Source organism: Roseburia sp. AF42-8, assembly GCF_003435965.1.
Classification (GTDB): domain Bacteria; phylum Bacillota; class Clostridia; order Lachnospirales; family Lachnospiraceae; genus Roseburia_C; species Roseburia_C amylophila.
Window position 1 is genome coordinate 1 of record NZ_QTVB01000037.1, and the last position, 20,144, is coordinate 20,144.

At 40.6% G+C, this 20,144-nt stretch carries 15 protein-coding genes, 1 other RNA gene and 1 other annotated feature; of the genes, 3 read left to right on the forward strand and 13 right to left on the reverse strand.

Annotated elements, in window-relative coordinates:
- Positions 1 to 176 precede the first annotated feature (176 nt).
- The 3 genes from leuS to DW059_RS12325 form a co-directional block, all read right to left on the reverse strand.
- The gene (leuS, locus tag DW059_RS12315; protein ID WP_117698990.1) at positions 177 to 2,597 is read right to left on the reverse strand and encodes a leucine--tRNA ligase; all 2,421 of its coding nucleotides are present in this window, start codon (positions 2,595 to 2,597) and stop codon (positions 177 to 179) included.
- A 111-nt stretch (positions 2,598 to 2,708) separates the two neighbouring features.
- Positions 2,709 to 4,010, reverse strand: coding sequence for an InlB B-repeat-containing protein (locus tag DW059_RS12320; RefSeq protein WP_117698991.1), 1,302 nt, complete (start codon positions 4,008 to 4,010; stop codon positions 2,709 to 2,711).
- A 73-nt stretch (positions 4,011 to 4,083) separates the two neighbouring features.
- Entirely contained in the window at positions 4,084 to 6,177 is a 2,094-nt protein-coding gene (locus DW059_RS12325; RefSeq protein WP_117698992.1) for an elongation factor G, read from the reverse strand.
- Between the two features lie 319 nt (positions 6,178 to 6,496).
- On the opposite strand from DW059_RS12325, the gene aroF reads away from it, so the two are divergent.
- The 3 genes from aroF to aroA are packed head-to-tail and all read left to right on the forward strand — an operon-like array spanning position 6,497 to position 9,944.
- Entirely contained in the window at positions 6,497 to 7,513 is a 1,017-nt protein-coding gene (gene aroF, locus DW059_RS12330) for a 3-deoxy-7-phosphoheptulonate synthase (protein WP_022243873.1), read from the forward strand.
- Between the two features lies 1 nt (position 7,514).
- Positions 7,515 to 8,612, forward strand: a complete 1,098-nt coding sequence (locus DW059_RS12335) for a prephenate dehydrogenase (RefSeq protein ID WP_117698993.1) — start codon at positions 7,515 to 7,517, stop codon at positions 8,610 to 8,612.
- A gap of 54 nt (positions 8,613 to 8,666) precedes the next feature.
- A complete protein-coding gene (gene aroA / locus DW059_RS12340) occupies positions 8,667 to 9,944 on the forward strand; it encodes a 3-phosphoshikimate 1-carboxyvinyltransferase (RefSeq protein ID WP_117698994.1) in 1,278 nt (425 codons plus the stop codon).
- Positions 9,945 to 10,079: 135 nt separating this feature from the next.
- Here aroA and DW059_RS12345 read toward each other — a convergent pair whose 3' ends face one another.
- The 10 genes from DW059_RS12345 to deoC form a co-directional block, all read right to left on the reverse strand.
- The gene (locus tag DW059_RS12345; protein ID WP_022243876.1) at positions 10,080 to 10,421 is read right to left on the reverse strand and encodes a PilZ domain-containing protein; all 342 of its coding nucleotides are present in this window, start codon (positions 10,419 to 10,421) and stop codon (positions 10,080 to 10,082) included.
- A 74-nt stretch (positions 10,422 to 10,495) separates the two neighbouring features.
- A complete protein-coding gene (gene queA, locus DW059_RS12350; RefSeq protein ID WP_117698995.1) occupies positions 10,496 to 11,521 on the reverse strand; it encodes a tRNA preQ1(34) S-adenosylmethionine ribosyltransferase-isomerase QueA in 1,026 nt (341 codons plus the stop codon).
- A 17-nt stretch (positions 11,522 to 11,538) separates the two neighbouring features.
- On the reverse strand, positions 11,539 to 13,962 hold the full coding sequence (pheT, locus tag DW059_RS12355; RefSeq protein ID WP_117698996.1) for a phenylalanine--tRNA ligase subunit beta: 2,424 nt from the start codon (positions 13,960 to 13,962) through the stop codon (positions 11,539 to 11,541).
- 82 nt (positions 13,963 to 14,044) lie between these two features.
- Positions 14,045 to 15,064, reverse strand: coding sequence for a phenylalanine--tRNA ligase subunit alpha (gene pheS, locus DW059_RS12360; RefSeq protein WP_117698997.1), 1,020 nt, complete (start codon positions 15,062 to 15,064; stop codon positions 14,045 to 14,047).
- A gap of 99 nt (positions 15,065 to 15,163) precedes the next feature.
- Positions 15,164 to 15,380, reverse strand: a binding site (T-box leader).
- 47 nt (positions 15,381 to 15,427) lie between these two features.
- On the reverse strand, positions 15,428 to 16,282 hold the full coding sequence (locus DW059_RS12365) for a YihY/virulence factor BrkB family protein (RefSeq protein ID WP_117698998.1): 855 nt from the start codon (positions 16,280 to 16,282) through the stop codon (positions 15,428 to 15,430).
- Positions 16,283 to 16,284: 2 nt separating this feature from the next.
- Positions 16,285 to 17,772, reverse strand: a complete 1,488-nt coding sequence (locus DW059_RS12370) for a SpoIID/LytB domain-containing protein (protein WP_117698999.1) — start codon at positions 17,770 to 17,772, stop codon at positions 16,285 to 16,287.
- Positions 17,773 to 17,792: 20 nt separating this feature from the next.
- The gene (locus DW059_RS12375) at positions 17,793 to 18,512 is read right to left on the reverse strand and encodes a hypothetical protein (protein ID WP_147326055.1); all 720 of its coding nucleotides are present in this window, start codon (positions 18,510 to 18,512) and stop codon (positions 17,793 to 17,795) included.
- 182 nt (positions 18,513 to 18,694) lie between these two features.
- Positions 18,695 to 18,874, reverse strand: a non-coding RNA gene (gene ssrS / locus DW059_RS12380) — 6S RNA.
- Positions 18,875 to 18,957: 83 nt separating this feature from the next.
- On the reverse strand, positions 18,958 to 19,365 hold the full coding sequence (locus DW059_RS12385) for a cytidine deaminase (protein ID WP_022243882.1): 408 nt from the start codon (positions 19,363 to 19,365) through the stop codon (positions 18,958 to 18,960).
- A gap of 79 nt (positions 19,366 to 19,444) precedes the next feature.
- Positions 19,445 to 20,089: a deoxyribose-phosphate aldolase gene (deoC, locus tag DW059_RS12390; protein WP_117699001.1), complete on the reverse strand. Its 645-nt coding sequence runs from the start codon at positions 20,087 to 20,089 to the stop codon at positions 19,445 to 19,447.
- Positions 20,090 to 20,144 lie beyond the last annotated feature (55 nt).

A 20,144-nucleotide genomic window follows, 5' to 3' on the forward strand; every position in this document is an offset into this window, starting at 1 on the left:
ACTCCATTTTCTTTCAACTTTTACTCCAAATTTACTCCATTTTAAAAATCTGTTACGATATTATGCGGTATTCTATGATACCTTTTCTTTGAAGAAAAATGTCTGCAAACCTTGATTTTAAGCGAACTTTTCAATATTTCCAAGCACTTTATTCTGTTGTGAGAATTTCTTCTCAATTATTTCATTACAATGTTAATAATTTTGCCCGGTACATAAATCTCTTTGATCACATTGCCGGTAAGCTTATCTGCAATTGCAGCTTTTCCTGCAGCAAGTGCATCCTCTTTGGAAGCATCTTTTGCAATGCTGACAACACCCTTTGTCTTGCCGTTAATCTGTACTGCAATTTCAACTTCATCATCTTCCATTGCATCTTTATCATACTCCGGCCATCTTTCTGCAAATACAGAAGTATCATGACCAAGCTCGCTCCACAGTTCTTCTGCAATATGTGGTGCAAATGGAGCAAGAAGAAGCACATAAGTTTCAAGTGTCTTCTTATCTACGCCGCCCTTCTTGGAAAGGTCGATCAGTTTGTTGTTGTATTCCATGAATCCTGAAATTACAGTATTTAAGCTGAAGCTTTCCAGTCTCTGGGTAATATCATATACCAGTTTATGACGAATCTTAACCAGTTCTTTAGTCTCAGCAACATCTGCATCCTTCTGGCTCATTACAAGATTCCAGAATCTGGTGATGAAACGGTATACACCATCGATTCCACGATCATCCCACTCAGAATCCAATTCCGGTGGTCCAACAAACAGCTCATATAATCTTAAGGAATCACAGCCGTAGTCACGAACCAGATCATCCGGTGAGACGACATTTCCTTTAGATTTACTCATCTTGATACCATTCTTACCGGTAATCATACCCTGATTAAACAGTTTGGTAAATGGCTCATCAAAGTCAATTACTCCGATATCATATAAGAATTTGGTATAGAAACGGGAATACAGAAGATGCAGTACTGCATGCTCTACTCCACCGATATACATATCAACTGGAAGATATTTATCTGCTTTCTCGCGGCTTACTAATTCATCTTTGTTCTTGTTATCTACATAACGTAAGAAATACCAGGATGAACCTGCCCACTGAGGCATGGTATTGGTCTCACGTTTTGCAGGCTTACCACAGCAAGGACATGTGGTATTTACCCACTCCGTAATATCTGCCAACGGTGATTCTCCGGTACCTGTCGGCTGATAAGATTCAACCTCTGGTAACAGTAATGGAAGCTCTTCTTCCGGAACCGGAACTGCTCCACAATCCGGACAATGTACGATTGGAATTGGCTCGCCCCAGTAACGCTGGCGGGAGAATACCCAGTCTCTTAATTTATAGTTGGTTGTCTTCTTACCAAAGCCCATCTTTTCAATCATTTCCGGAGCTTCTTTCTTAAGAACGGATGACTCCATTCCATTCCAGTCACCAGAGTTAATCATAATACCTTTTGCTTCGGTATAAGCTTCGGTCATATTTTCAATTTCCTTACCATCTTTGGCAATAACCTGGATGATTGGAATATTGAATTTCTTTGCAAATTCAAAGTCACGGTCATCATGTGCAGGAACACACATAATTGCTCCGGTACCATAATCAGCTAATACATAATCAGAAAGCCAGATTGGAACCTTTGCACCATTCAGCGGATTGATTGCATAAGAACCGGTAAATACACCAGTCTTTTCTTTATCCTGCAAACGATCTACAGAAGATTTCAGGGATGACTGATAGATATAATCCTCTACTGCAGCTCTTGTCTCATCAGTTGCAAGCTCTTTTGCCAAAGCATGCTCCGGTGCAAGTACCATAAAGGTTGCTCCGTGAAGAGTATCCGGTCTTGTGGTATAAACAGTAATCTCTTTATCGCTTCCATCCACCTTAAAGTTGACTTCTGCTCCATTACTCTTACCAATCCAGTCCGTCTGCATTTTCTTAACCTTTTCCGGCCAGTCAAGTTTATCAAGGTCTGCAAGAAGACGATCAGCATATTTGGTAATCTTAAGCATCCACTGCTTTAAGTTCTTCTTGGTAACATCAGCACCACAACGCTCACATTTACCATTTACAACTTCTTCATTGGCAAGACCAGTCTTACAGGATGGGCACCAGTTAATTGGCATCTCTTTCTCATAAGCAAGTCCGGCTTTAAACATTTTTACAAAAATCCACTGTGTCCATTTGTAGAATTCAGGATCGGTGGTATTTACTTCCATATCCCAGTCATAGATTGCAGCAATTTCCTGAATCTGACGCTTGATATTCCTGATATTTTCAGCGGTAGATTTTTCCGGATGAACACCCATCTTAATTGCGTAGTTCTCTGCCGGAAGACCAAATGCATCCCATCCCATCGGGTGAATGACATAATATCCATGCATAAGCTTATAGCGGCTCCATACATCAGATATTACATAGCCTCTCCAGTGACCTACATGGAGTCCGTTTCCGGATGGGTATGGAAACATATCCAGACAATAGTATTTCGGCTTCTTGCCATCATTTACGTTAATTGGCTTATCTTCCCAGACTTTACGCCATTTCTGCTCTACCGCTCTGTGATTATACGGTACTGTTGTTTGTGACATCTTCAATTCCTCCTAATTAAAACAGCTTTCGTCCATAAAATAAGGACATGCTGATAGAATGCCTTTTTAGAGACTTATACTCATAAAATTCTATCACATGCCCTCAATTTGTCAAGGAAAAATGGTATTTGTATCAATTGTAAGAATCCGGTCTATCGGACAAATGCTCTTCCCTTTTCCGTCTGTGCCTTCAAAATATTTCGAGCTTGCCGATTCAAACAGCACATAGATATTGCCGTCTGCATAATTAATTTCTTCGGAACATGGTGGCATTTCCACCTTAAGTTCCGGTGCCCGCGGCTTTGTATCCATTGCATCTACATTCTGGTAAATCTTTAAATAGGATGAATTGCTTCTTCCATAGGATGTGCTTAAATACACTCTGTCCTGTTCATCAAAAGCAATTCCCTGCACCTTTTCCGGTATCTGGTAGCGCTGCTGTTCCATCAGTTCTCCATCCTGATATTTATAAGAAATCATAATGGATTTGAATAAGGCATTGTGTGTTGCTACCCAGAGAATTCCATCATGCCAGGTAATGCAGGATGGCATATTCGCTACACGGTATTCTTCAAACATTCCGGTGGCATCCACAAAAATCTTCGGTTTGGACTCTGCAATCTTTTTTATATAACTGTAACTAAGCCGTTCCAAAGACCTTGTGTCCGAATGGCAGATCCAGACATTTCTTCCATCGTAGGTAAGTCCTCCAAGATGGCTGTTCTTTTTCATGCCAAGGGTAACCATATATTCTCCGGTCTCTTTGTCAAAGATATAAAGGGCTCCAAGGCTTTCCGAATCATCCGTATTATATGCTGTAATCATATAATAATCTTCGGTAATACAAATTCCCTGCGGACACTGGTTGTCCGTGGATGTCATATTCTGTGCATAATCCTGTTCCCTGGTGGATGGCATTCCCGGAATATTTACATCATAGGCAAAGCTGAATCCACAATCCTTTAACATCCGGTCATTTCCGCTCATCTGTGATGCCGTGGAATATGGATACATTTCCACGCTGTAAGAAGAATCAATCTTCTTGGTCCATTTTGCGTATAACGATACGTCTCCGAAATTATCAATGTTTATCTCTGTAATCTTATTCTGATAACTGCTTTCGGTATACCAGCCAGCGAAATTATATCCCGGTTTTTCCGGTATATCAAGGGTTAGAGGAAGTTCTTCTATAATATAGTTATAAGTCAAATCAGAAGAAGGGATTCCACCATTTAAGTAATAGGTGATATCATAATCTTCCTTTAATACATTGGCATCTTCCGGCTCCATGCTGTAATAAAGAGAGGTAGTGATTGGCAGAGAACGAAGTGCTTTTGCTTCTGAAAACTGCGAATTATCGAAAAACAGCGCAATAATCAAAACAATTGCAAAAAAAGTTCTTTTCTTTCCCATGTCACCACCACCTCTCTTTCGTCATCCGTTTGTCTTAACAGATATTTTTTCTCATTACACTTATCTCACTACACTATTTATCTTCTTCTGAAGCAAGCTTGGATGCCCGTTCTTCCATCTGTACCCTTGCGACTTCCTCCGGTGCCTGTTCGTATCTGGCAAACTGGTAGGAGAAATCTCCGCTTCCCTGTGTCATGGAACGAAGTCTTGTGCCATAACCATATAATTCAATATAAGGAATATCCGCTAAAATCTCGGTGGCTCCTTTGTTATCCGGTGTCATGCCAAGAACTCTTGCCCGCTTCTTATTTAAATCTCCCATTACATCTCCGGTATAAACGTCTGGTAATGTAATCTTAAGGCTGGCAATCGGTTCTAAAAGCACCGGCTTTGCTTCTAAGATTCCTTTCTTTAAGGCTTCTCTTGCAGCAACCTTAAATGCCATTTCCGAAGAATCTACTGCATGATAGGAACCGTCATAAAGCACTGCCTTGATACCAAGTACCGGATATGCCGCCAAAGGTCCTTTCTGCACGCCCTCCTGAAGCCCTTTTTCTACTGCAGGGAAGAAATTCTTCGGAACCGCTCCGCCAACCACTTCCTGCGAAAACTCATAAGCTTCCTCAAGATTTCCCGATGGTGAAAAACGCATCTTTACATGTCCATACTGGCCATGTCCACCAGACTGTTTCTTATATTTATATTCCACATCTGAGGTTCCTCGGATGGTTTCACGGAATGCAACCTTCGGACGGCTCAGTTCAATCTCTACTTTATATTTATTTTTTAAGGTTTCTACCAGAACCTCCAACTGCTGTTCCCCGATACCATAAATCAGTGTCTGGTGATTAGCACTGTCATTTACCGTCTTAATGGTTAAGTCTTCCTGCATGATTTTCTGCAGTGCCTGGGAAATTTTATCTTCATCACCTTTATTCTTTGCTTTATACCTCATGCCGGTATATGGCTCTGAAATACTTGTCCGGATAAAGAGTATCGGATTGGCTTTTGTAGACAGGGAATCGGTTGTCATAGCTCCGGAAAGCTTTGCTAATGCTCCGATATCTCCGGCATGAAGCTCCGGTACTTCCTGTGGTTTGCTGCCGCACATTACATAGAGCTTTCCAATCCTGCCTTCTGTATCCCGATGATGATTAAAAAGCAAATCATCGGTTTTTAACACACCGGAATTTACTTTTATCAGAGAATATTTTCCAATAAACGGGTCTACAATTGTTTTAAAAATATATGCTGATTTTGGCTTTGAGAAATCATAATCTGCAGAATATACTTCATTGCTCTTGGCATTGATTCCGGTACAGGAACGCTTATCCGGGCTTGGGAAGTATTTTATAATGTCATCTAACAAGGTGTACATACCCTGTGCAAGAATACTGGAACCCATGGAAACCGGAACCATGCTGGCATCCGCCACATTCACGCGAAGTGCCTGACGTATTTCGTTTTCTGAGAATTCATCACCATTAAAATACCGCTCCATGAATTCTTCACTGGTTTCTGCTACCGCTTCCATCAGGGCATCGGTACAGATTCCAAGGTTATTCTGGCTGTATTCCGGAATCTCACATTCTACTACTTCACCCTTATCATTCCATCTCTGGGCACTCTTACGAACCACATTGATATAGCCTACAAATTTCTCGTTTTCACGAATCGGCAGATGGAATGGAGCAATCCGCTTGCCATATAACTGCTGTAAATCTTCTACTACCTGCCGGAAGCTTGCATTATCAATATCCATCTCCGTAACAAATATCATTCTCGGAAGATTGTATTTCTCGCAGATGTCCCAGGCTTTCTTCGTACCCACTTCAATTCCGTTCTTGCCGGATACCACGATAATTGCTGCATCTGCGGCACTGACTGCTTCTTCCACTTCACCGACAAAGTCGAAATATCCCGGAGTATCTAAGAAATTAATCTTGGTATTATCCCAGATAACCGGAACAACCGAAGTATGGATGGAAAACTGTCTTTTGATTTCTTCTTTATCAAAATCACTGATAGTATTTCCATCAGAAATCTTTCCCATACGGGTTGTCATGCCGGATAAATATGCCATTGCTTCCACCAGACTGGTCTTTCCCGCTCCACCATGTCCTAAAAGCACGACGTTTCTGATTCTGTCCGTTGTAAATACTTCCATATGTTATTCCTCCTGTACTATAGATTTATGTATATATTTTACTAAATCAAGTTATTTTCTTCAACTATATTATGTATTATACACAACATTTATGAATGAATTGTAAATGTGTAGTAAACATTTTGCACTATTTTTGATAATTTTATTGTGAAATTTTATATTTTCGTACGTTAAACTTTAACGCTTTAAAGTATTGACATTATATTCTGATTCCGTTATAGTATACATGCACCACCGGAGAGATGCGGTTGCATTCCGTTTCTTCTCATATTATAATAGTCCGGTCAGGTGACATTTTTTTAAGTGAGGATTATAAATTATGATTATTGTTATGAAACCATCCGCTCTTCCACAGGATGTAGATAAAATTGTAGATGCAGTGGAAAAAGAAGGATTAAAAACACATCTTTCCCATGGGGAAGAAGTTACCATTATCGGAGTTGTCGGCGATAAAACCAAATTAGATATTCAGCGCATTGAAGCCAGCCCTGAAGTAGAAAAGGTAGTTCCAATTACCGAAAGCTACAAGCTTGCCAATAAGAAGTTCCACCCACAGCCAACCAGCTTCAAGGTTAAGGATACCGTAATCGGTCCTGATACCATGACAATTATGGCTGGTCCCTGTGCCGTCGAAACAGAAGAACAGCTTCTTTGCATTGCCCGTGCAGTCAAGAAGGCAGGAGCAACCATTCTTCGTGGTGGTGCTTACAAGCCTCGTACTTCCCCATACTCTTTCCAGGGTCTTGAGGAAGAAGGTTTAAAATATATGAAGACCGCTTCTGATGAAACAGGTCTTGCAACCATTTGTGAAGTAACCAGTGCACATGCCGTAGAATCTGCTGTAAAATATGTCAGCATGCTTCAGGTCGGTGCCAGAAATATGCAGAACTTCGAATTATTAAAAGAAGTTGGCCGTGCCGGTCTTCCTGTCTTATTAAAGAGAGGTCTGTCTGCTACGATTGATGAATGGCTGAATGCAGCAGAATATATTATCTCTTCCGGAAGTCCAAACGTTGCATTATGTGAACGTGGTATCCGTACTTTTGAGACTTCCACCAGAAATACCTTAGACTTAAGTGCAGTATGTGTCTTAAAGGAACGTACCCATCTTCCGGTCATCGTTGACCCAAGCCATGCAACCGGTGTCCGCTCTTTCGTTGAGCCGCTTGCTAAAGCCGGTATTGCCTGCGGTGCCGATGGTCTGATGATTGAAGTACATAATGACCCTGCACATGCACTTTCCGATGGTCCGCAGTCTCTGAACTTCGAACAGTTCGATTCTGTTATGGAACATATCAAACCATATATTTCCTTAAGCGGAAGGAGCTTAATGTAACATGGACTTTAAGAAAATCGGTTTTATTGGTCTTGGTCTTATCGGCGGTTCGATGGCTAAGACCATAAAACGCATTTACCCGGAAACAGAACTGATTGCCACATCCGGTCATCTTTCTACCATAACTGCAGCTTTTGAGGACCATACTATTTCCAATGATACGCTGCTTGCAATGAAAGATTTCTCCGACTGTGATATTATCTTTCTCTGCTGTCCGGTACAGAAAAATATTGAATACATAAAAGAATTAAAGCCCTTTTTGAAAAAGGGCTGTATTCTTTCTGATGTAGGAAGTGTCAAGGGAGATATTCACGAAAGTATTACCGCCCTTGATTTAGAATCCTTTTTTATTGGCGGACATCCTATGGCAGGTTCTGAAAAGACCGGCTATCAGGCTGCAACCGCCTATTTATTGGAAAATGCTTATTATATTTTAACCCCGACTGCCAAAACTGATACCGCAGTGCTTCATGCGTTCCGGGATTATATTGCATCCTTAGGCTCAGTTCCTATGATTATGGATGCGAAAACCCATGACCATGCAACCGCTTCTATCAGTCATCTGCCGCATATTATTGCAGCAAGTCTTGTGAATCTGATTCGTGAAACCGATGATGAAAATGAGACGATGAAGACGATTGCAGCAGGCGGATTTAAAGATATTACAAGAATTGCATCCTCTTCTCCTGTAATGTGGCAGCATATCTGTGCCTCTAACCGGGAGCAGATTTTAACACTCATTGACTGCTATACGGAAGAATTAAATACCATGCGTAGTCTGATTGCAGAAAAAAAAGAAACGGAAATCTATGATTTCTTCTCTCATGCCAAGGATTACCGGGATTCTATCACCATTACTTCTTCCGGTCCATTGCGTAAAGTCTTTGAATGTTATTGTGATCTGATTGATGAAGCCGGTGGAATTGCAACCATTGCTACGATTCTTGCCAGCAACAATATCAGTATTAAAAATATTGGAATTATCCATAACCGTGAATTTGAAAACGGTGTACTTCGTATTGAATTATATGAAGAAGAAGCACTTAACTGTGCCATTGCACTGCTTCGCAAATATCACTATACGGTTTATGAACGATAATATTTAGATAAAATATTGACAATATTTCAGAATACATCCAGAAAGGATTTTATTATGCAGATCAAAAAAGCCCATGCCTTACATGGAGAAATAAATATTCCGGGAGACAAATCCATTTCCCATCGTGCAATTATGTTTGGTTCGCTTTCCAACGGCACAACCGAAATCACCAATTTTTTAGAGGGTGCCGACTGTCTTTCTACGATTTCCTGCTTTCAGGAAATGGGCATTGAAATTGAACGGGAAAAAAGCCGTGTCCTTGTCCATGGAAAAGGATTACACGGTCTAAAGGAGCCACAGCATATCTTAGACGCGGGGAACAGTGGAACTACTACCCGGCTGATTTCTGGTATCTTAGCCGGTAATCCATTTGTCAGCCAGTTAGATGGGGATGATTCCCTTCGCACCCGTCCCATGAAGCGTATCATGGAACCACTTCGTCTCATGCAGGCAGATATCGAAAGTTTAAAGGATAACAACTGTGTTCCTTTAAAAATAACCGGACATGAATTACATGCCATTGATTATACTTCAAAGGTTGCATCTGCCCAGGTAAAATCCTGTATCCTTTTAGCCGGCTTATATGCGGACGGAATTACCAGCGTAACGGAACCGGTACTCTCCCGCAACCACACAGAACTAATGCTTCGCTCTTTCGGTGCTAAAGTCACCTCTGAAGGAACAACTGCATCCATTGCACCGGATCCTGTTTTAAACGGACTGAAAGTGGAAGTTCCTGGAGATATTTCTTCGGCAGCCTATTTTATTGCGGCAGCGTTACTTACTCCTGGTTCCGAAGTCTTAATCCGCAATGTTGGAGTCAATCCCACAAGAGACGGCATCTTAAAGGTTGCCAAAGCAATGGGCGGCTCCATCGAACGGCTGAATCCAAGAACTGCATCCGGTGAGCCGGTCTGCGACCTTCTGGTAAAAGGCAGTTCACTTCATGGTACCGTGGTGGAAGGGGAACTCATCCCGACTTTAATTGATGAAATCCCTGTGATTGCTGTTATGGCAGCCTTTGCAGAAGGAATCACCATTATCCGGGATGCTGCAGAACTTAAGGTAAAGGAAACCGACCGTATTCTTACGGTAACAGATAACTTAAAGTTATTAGGCTGTGATGTTACCCCAACGGATGATGGCATGATTATTCACGGCGGAAAGACCTTACACACCGCAGCCATAGATGCAGGACTTGACCACCGGATTGCCATGAGCTTTGCCATTGCTGCGCTAAATATTGATGGTGGTATCGAATTAGAGCATTCTGAAATTGCAGAGGTTTCTTACCCTGATTTCTACAAAGATTTGCAGAAATTGTACATCTAAAATATAAATCAGTTTAAAACATACAGTGTCTATCACTGGCAGTTCTTTACAAATGCTTGATAATATCAAAAAAACCATGGAAAAAAGTTCCATGGTTTTCTTTTACAACATAGTTTTTATATCTAAGTTTATCTTTTAGACATCATTGAAAATCTGATAAATATCAATTTTTAATGCATCGGTATCTGACATTCCAACAAATACACAGCCATATTTATAAGTTCCGTCCCCCTTCGGGTCACATCTGACAATCTCAAGTACCGCATCAATGACCTCTTTCGTCCAAATCTGAATCTTGGTATCATAGTAGGTTCCAACTTTCAAATTCTGGTCAGAAACAAATCCGATTCCGGAACGTGAAATATCGGTAACTACCACATGAATAAATTTTAAAGTAGTAATATCATCCTGATCCAAACGTTCCAGCTGAACAGATACATCTAAATCCAATCGTTTATGTTTTCTTCTCTCGTCCATAGTCCTCTCCTTCTATCAAGATTAAAGCTAATAAAATTATTTTATCCTATATTTCGAATTCTGACAATAAGAAATTATTTTATCAGCATAGCATCCCCAAAACTAAAGAAACGGTATTTTTCTTCTACTGCTTTCTTATAGGCAGCCAGAATATGTTCCCTGCCTGCAAGAGCAGACACCAACATCACAAGGGTAGACTGTGGCAGGTGGAAATTCGTAATCAGAGCATCTATAACTTTAAACTTATAGCCCGGATAGATAAAGATATCCGTCCATCCGCTCTTTTCCCGTAAGGTGCCATCTTCTTCTGCTGCAGACTCTAAAGTTCTTGTACTGGTGGTTCCCACGGCAATTACCCGGTGGCCATTTGCTTTGGCACGATTGATTTTATCGGCTTCCGACTGTTCGATCCGGTAGAATTCCGAATGCATATGGTGCTCTTCGATGGTATCTACTTTTACCGGACGGAAAGTGCCAAGTCCCACATGAAGGGTAACTTCTGCTATATCTATGCCCATATCACGAATCTGCTGTAATAATTCCGGTGTAAAATGAAGTCCCGCTGTTGGGGCAGCGGCAGAACCATCATATTTGGCATATACTGTCTGATAACGGTTCTTATCCTTTAACTGATGGGTAATATAAGGCGGCAATGGCATCTGACCAAGCTGGTCTAAAATTTCTTCAAAGATTCCATCATAGTGAAACTGAATCAGCCGGTTACCATCTTCTACGACCTCTAAGACTTCTCCAGTCAAAAGTCCCTCTCCAAAAGAAATCTTAACACCAGGATTACATTTCTTTCCCGGTTTTACCAGTGTTTCCCAGATATCATTTTCTTTTCTCTTTAAAAGAAGAATCTCTATTTTGGCTTCCGTTCCCTCTTTGACTCCAAACAGTCTTGCCGGAATTACCTTGGTATTATTTAACACAAGACAGTCTCCCGGCTGCAGATAATCTACTACATCACGGAATATTTTATGTTCAATATCTCCTGTTTTCTTATCTAAGACCATGAGTCTGGAACTGGAACGATCCTCCAGAGGATCCTGCGCAATCAGTTCCTCCGGTAAATCGTAATCAAAATCTTTTACATCCATGTTTCTTTCCTCTATTTCTAAGCTCTCAGTTCAATCTTCATTGCTTCTAATGCTTTTACAATGCGGTTCATTGCTCCGCTTAAATCTGCTTCCTCTAAGTTCTTATCCTTTGCACGGAAGGTCAGTGAATAAGCAATAGATTTATAACCCGGTTTAATCTGGGCTCCTTCATAAATATCGAACAGTGTGTAGCTTTCTAAGTAAGCGCCACCCTTGCTGTCGAATACTTTTTCGATATCTCCTGCAAGAATCTCTTTTGGAACAACCATACTGATATCACGGGTTGCTGCCGGGAATTTGGCAATACCTTCGTATTTACGGTCAAAGGTTGTTTCATCCATAATAGATGGCATATCAATCACTGCAACGTATACTCTGTCTTTGATATTGTAATTAGCCGCTACAATCGGATGAACCTCTCCTAAGTAACCAACTACTTTACCATCATATACAATGTTTGCCTGACGGCCCGGATGCAGATAAGGTCTTCCGGACTTCGGATCATATTCAGCTTTCATCGTCATTCCAACTTTATAGAAGAATTCTTCTACCACGCCCTTCATGGTAAAGAAATCACCTTCACCATACATACCAAGGGTAAACTGCATTCTCTCGTCTGGAAGTTCCGTTACCGGTACACTCTTTGGCAGATAAATGTTGCCTAATTCATAGAGACGTACATCTTTATTTCTTCTGTTGTAGTTGGTTGATAAAGATGTCAGCATTCCATTTAAGGATGTGGTACGCATAATACTGAAATCTTCTCCCAAAGGATTGGAAATTGTTACGGTCTGGCGTAATGGTGAATCTTCCGGAAGTAATAATTTATCAAATACCTTCGGGCTTTCGAAGGAGTAATTCATGCCCTGTGAAAAACCGCAGAACTCTGCAATTTCTCTTGCAATTGCTTCGATTCTTAATTTATAGGATAACATTCCGGTAGTAGCTTCTCCGCTTGGCAGGGTTGTTGGAATGTTTGCATAACCAAAGAATCTTGCTACCTCTTCTGCAAGGTCTGCATCACACTCTAAGTCCTGTCTCCAGGATGGAACTAATACTTCATTGGTTTCTTTATCATAACCTAATTCCAGACGTTTAAAATAGGAAAGCATTTCTTCCGGCTTAACATTGGTTCCTAATAATTTATTGTATTTCTCCGGTTCAAAAGGAATCCGTCTGCCCTCTTTCTTATTCTCGTAAATATCAATGGCTCCGCCAACTACTTCACCGGCACCTAATTCTTCGATTAACTGGCAGGCTCTGTTCATAGCTTCCATAGCAAGGTTCGGATCCAGACCTTTTTCAAATTTGGAAGACGCATCGGTACGAAGCCCGATTTTCTTACCGGAAAGGCGGATATTGGTTCCATCGAAGCATGCAGCTTCAAAAAGCATGGTTTTTACATTGTCTGTAATCATGGAATTCTCGCCACCCATAATACCTGCAATACCGATTGCTTTCCTGCCATCACAAATCATCAGAACGTTTTCATCCAAAGTACGCTCCTGACCATCCAAAGTTGTAAATAATTCGCCTTTTCCGGCACGTCTTACAACAATCTCTTTTCCCTCGATGGTATCCCAGTCATATGCATGCATCGGCTGTCCGTATTCTTCCATAACATAGTTGGTAATGTCCACAATGTTATTGATTGGACGGATTCCCTGGGCTGCAAGTCTGCGCTGCATCCACTTTGGTGATGGAGCAATCTTAATATTCTTTACCACACGGGCGGTATAACGAGGACATAATTCTTTGTCTACTACATTTACTTTAATATAGTCATTGACATCCTCATCATTTCCGGTCTCAGTTACAACCGGCGGTACAAATTCTTTCTTAAAGGTTGCTGCTGCTTCTCTGGCAATTCCAAGGATTGAGAAACAGTCTACACGGTTGTTTGTAATCTCATATTCCACAATAGTATCGTCAAGGCCTAATGCTTTAATTGCATCATCACCCGGTTTTACCTCATCCTCTGCGAAGATGTAGATACCATATTCCGGAGCTTCCGGATACATATCACGGGTAGAACCAAGTTCTTCAATGGAGCACATCATTCCATTGGACTCAATTCCTCTTAATTTCCCTTTTTTTATTTTGATGCCGCCTTCTGTCATCTTTCCATCATGTCCACCGGCAACACGTCCGCCATCTAATACAACCGGAACTTTATCTCCTTCTTTTACATTCGGAGCACCGGTTACAATCTGTACGTCCTCACCTGTTCCCACATCTACCTGACAGATAATTAATTTATCAGCATCCGGATGCGGCTCGATTTTCTTAATCTGTCCAACGACGATTTTCTCTAAATCGGCATCCATTTTCTTGTAAAATTCTACTTTTGAACCGGACAGAATCATTGCATCGGTATATTCCTGTGCATCTACATTAAGTCCCGGAACCAAAGCTTCTATCCATTTTAATGATGTATTCATATTGTTTCTCCTTCTATCAACTCTCTACTGTGTTCTTTTCTTTCCGACTACAGGAAGCATGTCCCTTCAACTTCCCTGTTCATTAAAACTGTCTTAAGAAACGGTCATCATTCTCATACAAGAGACGCATATCATCAATTTCATATTTCAATAAAGCAATACGCTCAAGACCAACTCCGAATGCAAATCCTGAATATTCTTCCGGATCAATACCGCTCATACGAAGCACCTTCGGATGAACCATTCCACAGCCTAAGATTTCAATCCATCCCTCTCCCTTACAGAAACGGCATCCTTTACCGCCACATTTAAAGCAGGTGACATCCATCTCTGCACTTGGCTCTGTAAACGGGAAGTGATGCGGACGGAATTTTACTTTGGTTTCCGGTCCGAACAGACGGGCTGCAAACTCCTGCAGCGTTCCCTTTAAATCTGCAAATGTAATATTCTTATCGATTACCATTCCCTCAATCTGGTGGAAAGATGGTGAATGGGTTGCATCTACTTCATCTGCACGGAATACTCTTCCCGGTGCAATCATACGGATTGGAAGCTTGCCTTTTTCCATGACACGGACCTGTACCGGTGAAGTCTGGGTACGAAGCACGATTTTATCATTAATATAGAACGTATCCTGCTCGTCTTTTGCAGGATGATTTGCAGGAATATTTAACGCTTCAAAGTTATAATAATCATATTCTACTTCCGGTCCTTCCACTACTTCATAGCCCATACCGGTAAAGATACGCTCTACTTCTTCCAATGCAATGGTATTCGGATGACGATGGCCGACACGGTTCTTTTTAGCCGGAAGTGTAACATCAATTACTTCATGTTTTAATTTCAGTTCCATCTGGGCAGCTTCTAATTTCTGCTTTGTCTCATCTAATTTCTTTTCAATAGCTTCCCTGGTCTCGTTTACCAGCTGTCCTACCAGAGGTCTGTCCTCCGGTGCAACATCCTTCATTCCTTTTAATACTGCGGTGAGTTCACCTTTCTTTCCGAGAAATGCAACTCTGACATCATTCAGTTTGCCAAGTTCGCCGGATGATTCAATCTGATGAATTGCCTCTTCCCTGATTTTCTGCAGCTTTTCTTTCATAATAATATCTCCTTCTATCATTTTATTTCATTCATAAATAAACTACGAGAAATACGCTTTGCGAATTTTTCACGTAAAAAACGCGAAGCATTTTCTTCCCATAGGGACGAAATTACTCCGCGGTACCACCCTGATTTCTAAATCATTAGACACTTATAAATACTTAACGCGTATCACGTCACAGACTACTAACATTCACCTGTGCAGCTTCCGTGCGAAATTCAATTACTGCCTTACCTTAAGGAAACTTTCAGCCGATGATTTCCTCTCTCTTTAAAAAGTACAATAACCTACTGAACACTTTCATTGCCTTTTACTTTTTCACTAAATGTTATAATACCACAGGGTTTCTAAAACTTCAAGTTATTTTTTATCCCGTTTCCGCTCCTTCTTCTGCTGTATGAATCCTGCAATATATTCGTCGAATACCACATTAAATTCCGCACATAACATCAGGATATACATGCAAAAATACATCCACAACATAATTAATACCAATGTAGTCAGGCTTCCATACATGGAAAATCCATTAAAATAATTCACATAGATAGATAATCCGGCAGAAAACACACACCAGGCAATGGCACAAAGTACTGCACCCGGAAGCTGGGAACGAAAGGTTGCCTTACGGTTTGGTATCAATGTAAAAATCACTACAAAGAGAATGACTAACACCAGTATCATAATAAGGCTTCCACGTTCAAATATGAGGCTTACAATATGTGTCATTATCGGAATATGCTTCACCAGAAGATGTTCTAATGATTTGCCAAATACCAGTAATACCAGCGAGATTACAATAGCAATGACAAATACAACGGTATAAATAATCGCCCAGAAACGGAGAACAAACCAGTTTCTGGTCTCCACAATATCATTTACCACATTCAACCCATTTGCCATATACTGCACACCCTTGGCTGCCGACCACACTGCTGCAATGGCTGCAATCGATACGATTCCAAAGGATTTGGTATAGACTTCATTGATAATATTTACCAGAAACGGCGCAATATATTCAGGCATTGTTTCATTTACAATCTGTAAAATCATCCCTTCCGTTACCGGCGTGTACTGCAAAAGGGAACTGAACACCATAAGAAACGGGATACTGGATAAGAGGATAAAAAATGCTGCCTGTGCTGCAAATGCATTGATATTATCCCGTTTACATTTATCTAAAAATGATTTTACATTTCCAATCAGTTTCCAGAGCAAACTTATGCACCCCCTTCTTCCTTCGTCGTATTTTGTGGCTGATATAACTCAGTCAATTCTGTATCCTGATAAAAATAATTTAATATCCTTTTATAATCAAAGCCCTGCCCGCAAAGCTTTTGTGCCCCATTCTGGCTCATGCCAATGCCATGACCGTAACCACCGCCAAGGACTGCATAAGTTCCATCCCCTTTTTCCTGTATACTGATATAAGCACTGGGCAGAATACTCATTTCCACACTGCTTCCATCCAAAAGGTTAATATTCGTAATACCACAACCCAAAATTGCACGCATATTATATTCGGACTGTACGCTGACTGCACCATTCTGGAAATCAAGTTCCAGTTCTAAAATAACACCACTCTGATTGCGTTTTACCACCTTTATTGCCTGCAATGAGCCAAAGTTGCTGCAACTGTCTGTTGTTTCCGTCTTAGATGTATCTTTATAATAACTAATTGCCTCTGGCTGGTGCTCTTTTCTATCGGCTATCGTATGAAGCAATGTCTCATCTTTTCCCTGGAAATCAAGCACAGTATTCCAACGGAAATATTTCAAATCCGATTCATAGCAGGCACTGTCTACGTTACTGATATAATCCAAGAAGCTTTTTTCATCCGATAAATCAATGGGATTTTCTTCACTGCGCACCCAGACGCCCTGCAAATAACCATAAGCATCTTTATCAAGATTCCAGGCTTCGTAATCTCCGGTATGGCCATAGGATGTGGAATAATAATAAGTCTCTATAATATCACCTTTATAAGAAAGTACCTGACCTTTCGTCTCATCTACCGCAGCTACCGTTTCCGGTGTCTGATTCTGCTTATTATACACCTGAAAATTCACACTGTCATCTACATGTGCTCCATAAGCTTCATATTTATTGTGCATCATCTGGATATAAGCATAGCTTCTGGCACAGACAGCCTGTGCTTTTAAGGCTTCCATTCCATAAGAAGATGGAACCTCGCTTGGAATAACGCCCTTTACATAGGATTCTAAATCCACTACATTTACCACGGTATATCCTTCCGGATACATACGAAGCTCCATGCTGCCTGCATAAGCCGGAGATATGCGATTGCCCTGATTGTCAGTAAAATAGAATGGCGATGTGCCATCCTCTGCGACTAATGAAACAGACGATGTTGCAAGTATATTGGCATAATTGGACGCCGTAATCACGCTGCCTGCTTCTAATACAGTTTCTGTTTCTCCATAATAAAGATGCACCGGCACATCCGATACTAAGGATACGTCAGAGCGGAACATATTATCATTGTCTAATAACAAAACACGGATGTTTTCTATTTTAGCAGGCTCTGTCAAAAGAATGGCACAGATCTGTTTTTCTGCCACTACAAATGTAATTTCCATGTTTTCCAGCATCAGCGCATCCATGGAGACTTCCCGGATTCCATCATAAGTTGCATATATTTTCATGGCTTTATCTATCGCAACTTGTCCATATCCCTTAATCTCCATTGCAGTATCTGTTTTTGATATCAGCTTTCCGGTAATGGTATCTTCCTTCCGGCTGATTTTATGTATCTCTTTTTCACTGAAAAAATGTCTGCTACGACATTTGATAATTCTTCATCGGTATCAACCGGCAGCTGGTATTCTGTTCCCTGATAAAGAAATGTAAGATTTCCTTCTATATTTGAAATGAGATAGGCATTTTTCAATGCCACATCTTCTTTATCCTTTGCGGCGACCCCGATTACTTTATCCTCCAACAGATAAACACCATAACTGTGAAGCTTTTGATACCACTTTGGATTGGATATAATGGCATAAGTGCCATCCTGTGTGGTAAGCTGTTTTTTTTCTTTTTTCAATACAAGAATGTCCTTTTTTAAGACAGACGTATCGGTATCAAGATAACTTAAAATTTCATCATATATAGCAAACCAGGCTGCCCGGTCAATGTTTTTTTTCGAATCATCCAAAGGAATATATTCTTTTAAATGAAGCAATTCCAGAATGCCACTTACATCATCATAGGTAAGTGTTCCCTGTTGCGGCAGTTTCTCAGCCCATTCGTCCTTGGAATAATAAGTAAACTGCAGCAAGGAGGGAATCTCATTCCGATAAACACATTGTTCGGAATATCCATTTTTCTCCCCTTTTGTATCCGTTATCAGAACCACCAGTATAAGAACCAGAAGTGCTCCACAAAACAGCAACAGATAATTACTTTTTTTACTTTTCACTTTTCGCATAATAACTCCTTTATTGCCTGTTGCAGAAAAGAAGCTGCTTTTCAGCAGCTTCTTTTTTCTCTTTTGTATTTTCGGTTCTTTTGTAAACATGCTTCTTTGGTATACTATATGTTTATCTTCCGTACCTTATGATTCTTTTGTACACAAAGATTCTTTCGTCTATTCATACCTTATCTTTAGCAAATATACCCAAAATGCCGTTTCCTGTATTTTGACTCCTAGCAAAGCTAGGTGGGTAACCTCAACCAATACTCTGCCTTCCACTGCAAACGGAGGCCTGACATCCTATTGGAAATATTGGAATCCCGTTTAAAGTAAATGTAGGTTCAAAATAACAGGCGTGTCGAACATCCCAGGCATAAAACTATCTGCTTTTTGTAATTGTTATTATACTCTAATATGTGTTGTTTTTCAATGTAAAATTCCTGTCAAATTGTGGAACAATTTATGATTGCAGATCTTTCGGTGAAAAGGATGCCGGAAAAAGCTCTTCTAATTTCATAACTTTGATACCGCCAGCTCCATCTTCCATAATTACCTCAAACGTGCTTCCATCTACAAATTCCGTCAACACCTGCCGGCAGACACCACAAGGTGTAAGCGGTTCTTCCCTATCGCCTACTACAGCAATCGCCAGAAAATCTTTTTTTCCTTCCGATACTGCTTTAAAAACTGCTGTCCGCTCCGCACAGTTTGTCGGCGTAAAGGCTGCATTCTCGATATTACATCCGGTATAGATACTGCCATCCTTACAATAAAGGGCTGCACCTACATGAAAATTGGAATACGGTGCATAGGAATATTTTTTGGCTTCTTTTGCCGCTTCTAATAATTGTCTTTTGTCCGTCTCCATGACACTCACCTTTTCTAAATTATTTCTGTTTTACAATTTTTTTCATTATCTTATCATTCTTCATTGCTCTTAATATCTGCTATCCCAGAATATCAACGGCAGAACTTGTGCCAAGCCGTGAACAGCCTGCCTTAATATAATTTTCCATATCTTCTTTGGTACGGATTCCTCCGGCCGCCTTAATCTTAACCTCTGCTCCAATGTGTTCTTTCATTAATAATACATCTTCCATGGTAGCACCTGCCGTTCCAAATCCGGTAGATGTCTTGATAAAATCTGCTCCGGCATTGGTTACCGCATGGCACATGGCAATCTTTTCTTCTTTTGTAAGATAACAGGTTTCGATAATAACCTTTAAGATCCTACCTCCTGTTGCCTCTTTTAAAAGACGGATTTCCTCTTCTACTTTATGATATGCCCCATTCTTTACATCGCAGATATTAATTACCATATCAATTTCGTCTGCGCCGTCTTCCAATGCTTTCTTTGTCTCTGCCAGCTTTCCTTCAGTGTTCGCATATCCTAACGGAAATCCTACTACGGTACAGATTTTGATTTTATCGCCGTAAGTTTCTTTTACCCGGCTGATGTAACAGCTTGGGATACAGACCGATGCGGTATGGTATTTTATTGCTTCTTCACATAATTTTTCTATGTCCTTCCATGTGGTAAAGGCTTTTAACGCAGTATGATCCACATAACGATATAATTCTTCTTTTTCCATTTTGTACCTCCGGTATTTTTTTAATTGTAATATATATTCTGTAATTTATCCAGCA

Excerpts from the sequence above, each read along its gene's own strand:
- aroF (WP_022243873.1), top strand. The coding sequence starts at position 6,497 with ATGATTATTGTTATGAAACCATCCGCTCTTCCACAGGATGTAGATAAA.
- queA (WP_117698995.1), bottom strand. The coding sequence starts at position 11,521 with ATGGATGTAAAAGATTTTGATTACGATTTACCGGAGGAACTGATTGCG.
- deoC (WP_117699001.1), bottom strand. The coding sequence starts at position 20,089 with ATGGAAAAAGAAGAATTATATCGTTATGTGGATCATACTGCGTTAAAA.
- aroA (WP_117698994.1), top strand. The coding sequence starts at position 8,667 with ATGCAGATCAAAAAAGCCCATGCCTTACATGGAGAAATAAATATTCCG.
- leuS (WP_117698990.1), bottom strand. The coding sequence starts at position 2,597 with ATGTCACAAACAACAGTACCGTATAATCACAGAGCGGTAGAGCAGAAA.
- pheS (WP_117698997.1), bottom strand. The coding sequence starts at position 15,064 with ATGAAAGAAAAGCTGCAGAAAATCAGGGAAGAGGCAATTCATCAGATT.
- pheT (WP_117698996.1), bottom strand. The coding sequence starts at position 13,962 with ATGAATACATCATTAAAATGGATAGAAGCTTTGGTTCCGGGACTTAAT.
- DW059_RS12370 (WP_117698999.1), bottom strand. The coding sequence starts at position 17,772 with ATGGAGATTAAGGGATATGGACAAGTTGCGATAGATAAAGCCATGAAA.
- DW059_RS12320 (WP_117698991.1), bottom strand. The coding sequence starts at position 4,010 with ATGGGAAAGAAAAGAACTTTTTTTGCAATTGTTTTGATTATTGCGCTG.
- DW059_RS12325 (WP_117698992.1), bottom strand. The coding sequence starts at position 6,177 with ATGGAAGTATTTACAACGGACAGAATCAGAAACGTCGTGCTTTTAGGA.
- DW059_RS12335 (WP_117698993.1), top strand. The coding sequence starts at position 7,515 with ATGGACTTTAAGAAAATCGGTTTTATTGGTCTTGGTCTTATCGGCGGT.
- DW059_RS12345 (WP_022243876.1), bottom strand. The coding sequence starts at position 10,421 with ATGGACGAGAGAAGAAAACATAAACGATTGGATTTAGATGTATCTGTT.
- DW059_RS12375 (WP_147326055.1), bottom strand. The coding sequence starts at position 18,512 with ATGCGAAAAGTGAAAAGTAAAAAAAGTAATTATCTGTTGCTGTTTTGT.
- DW059_RS12385 (WP_022243882.1), bottom strand. The coding sequence starts at position 19,365 with ATGGAGACGGACAAAAGACAATTATTAGAAGCGGCAAAAGAAGCCAAA.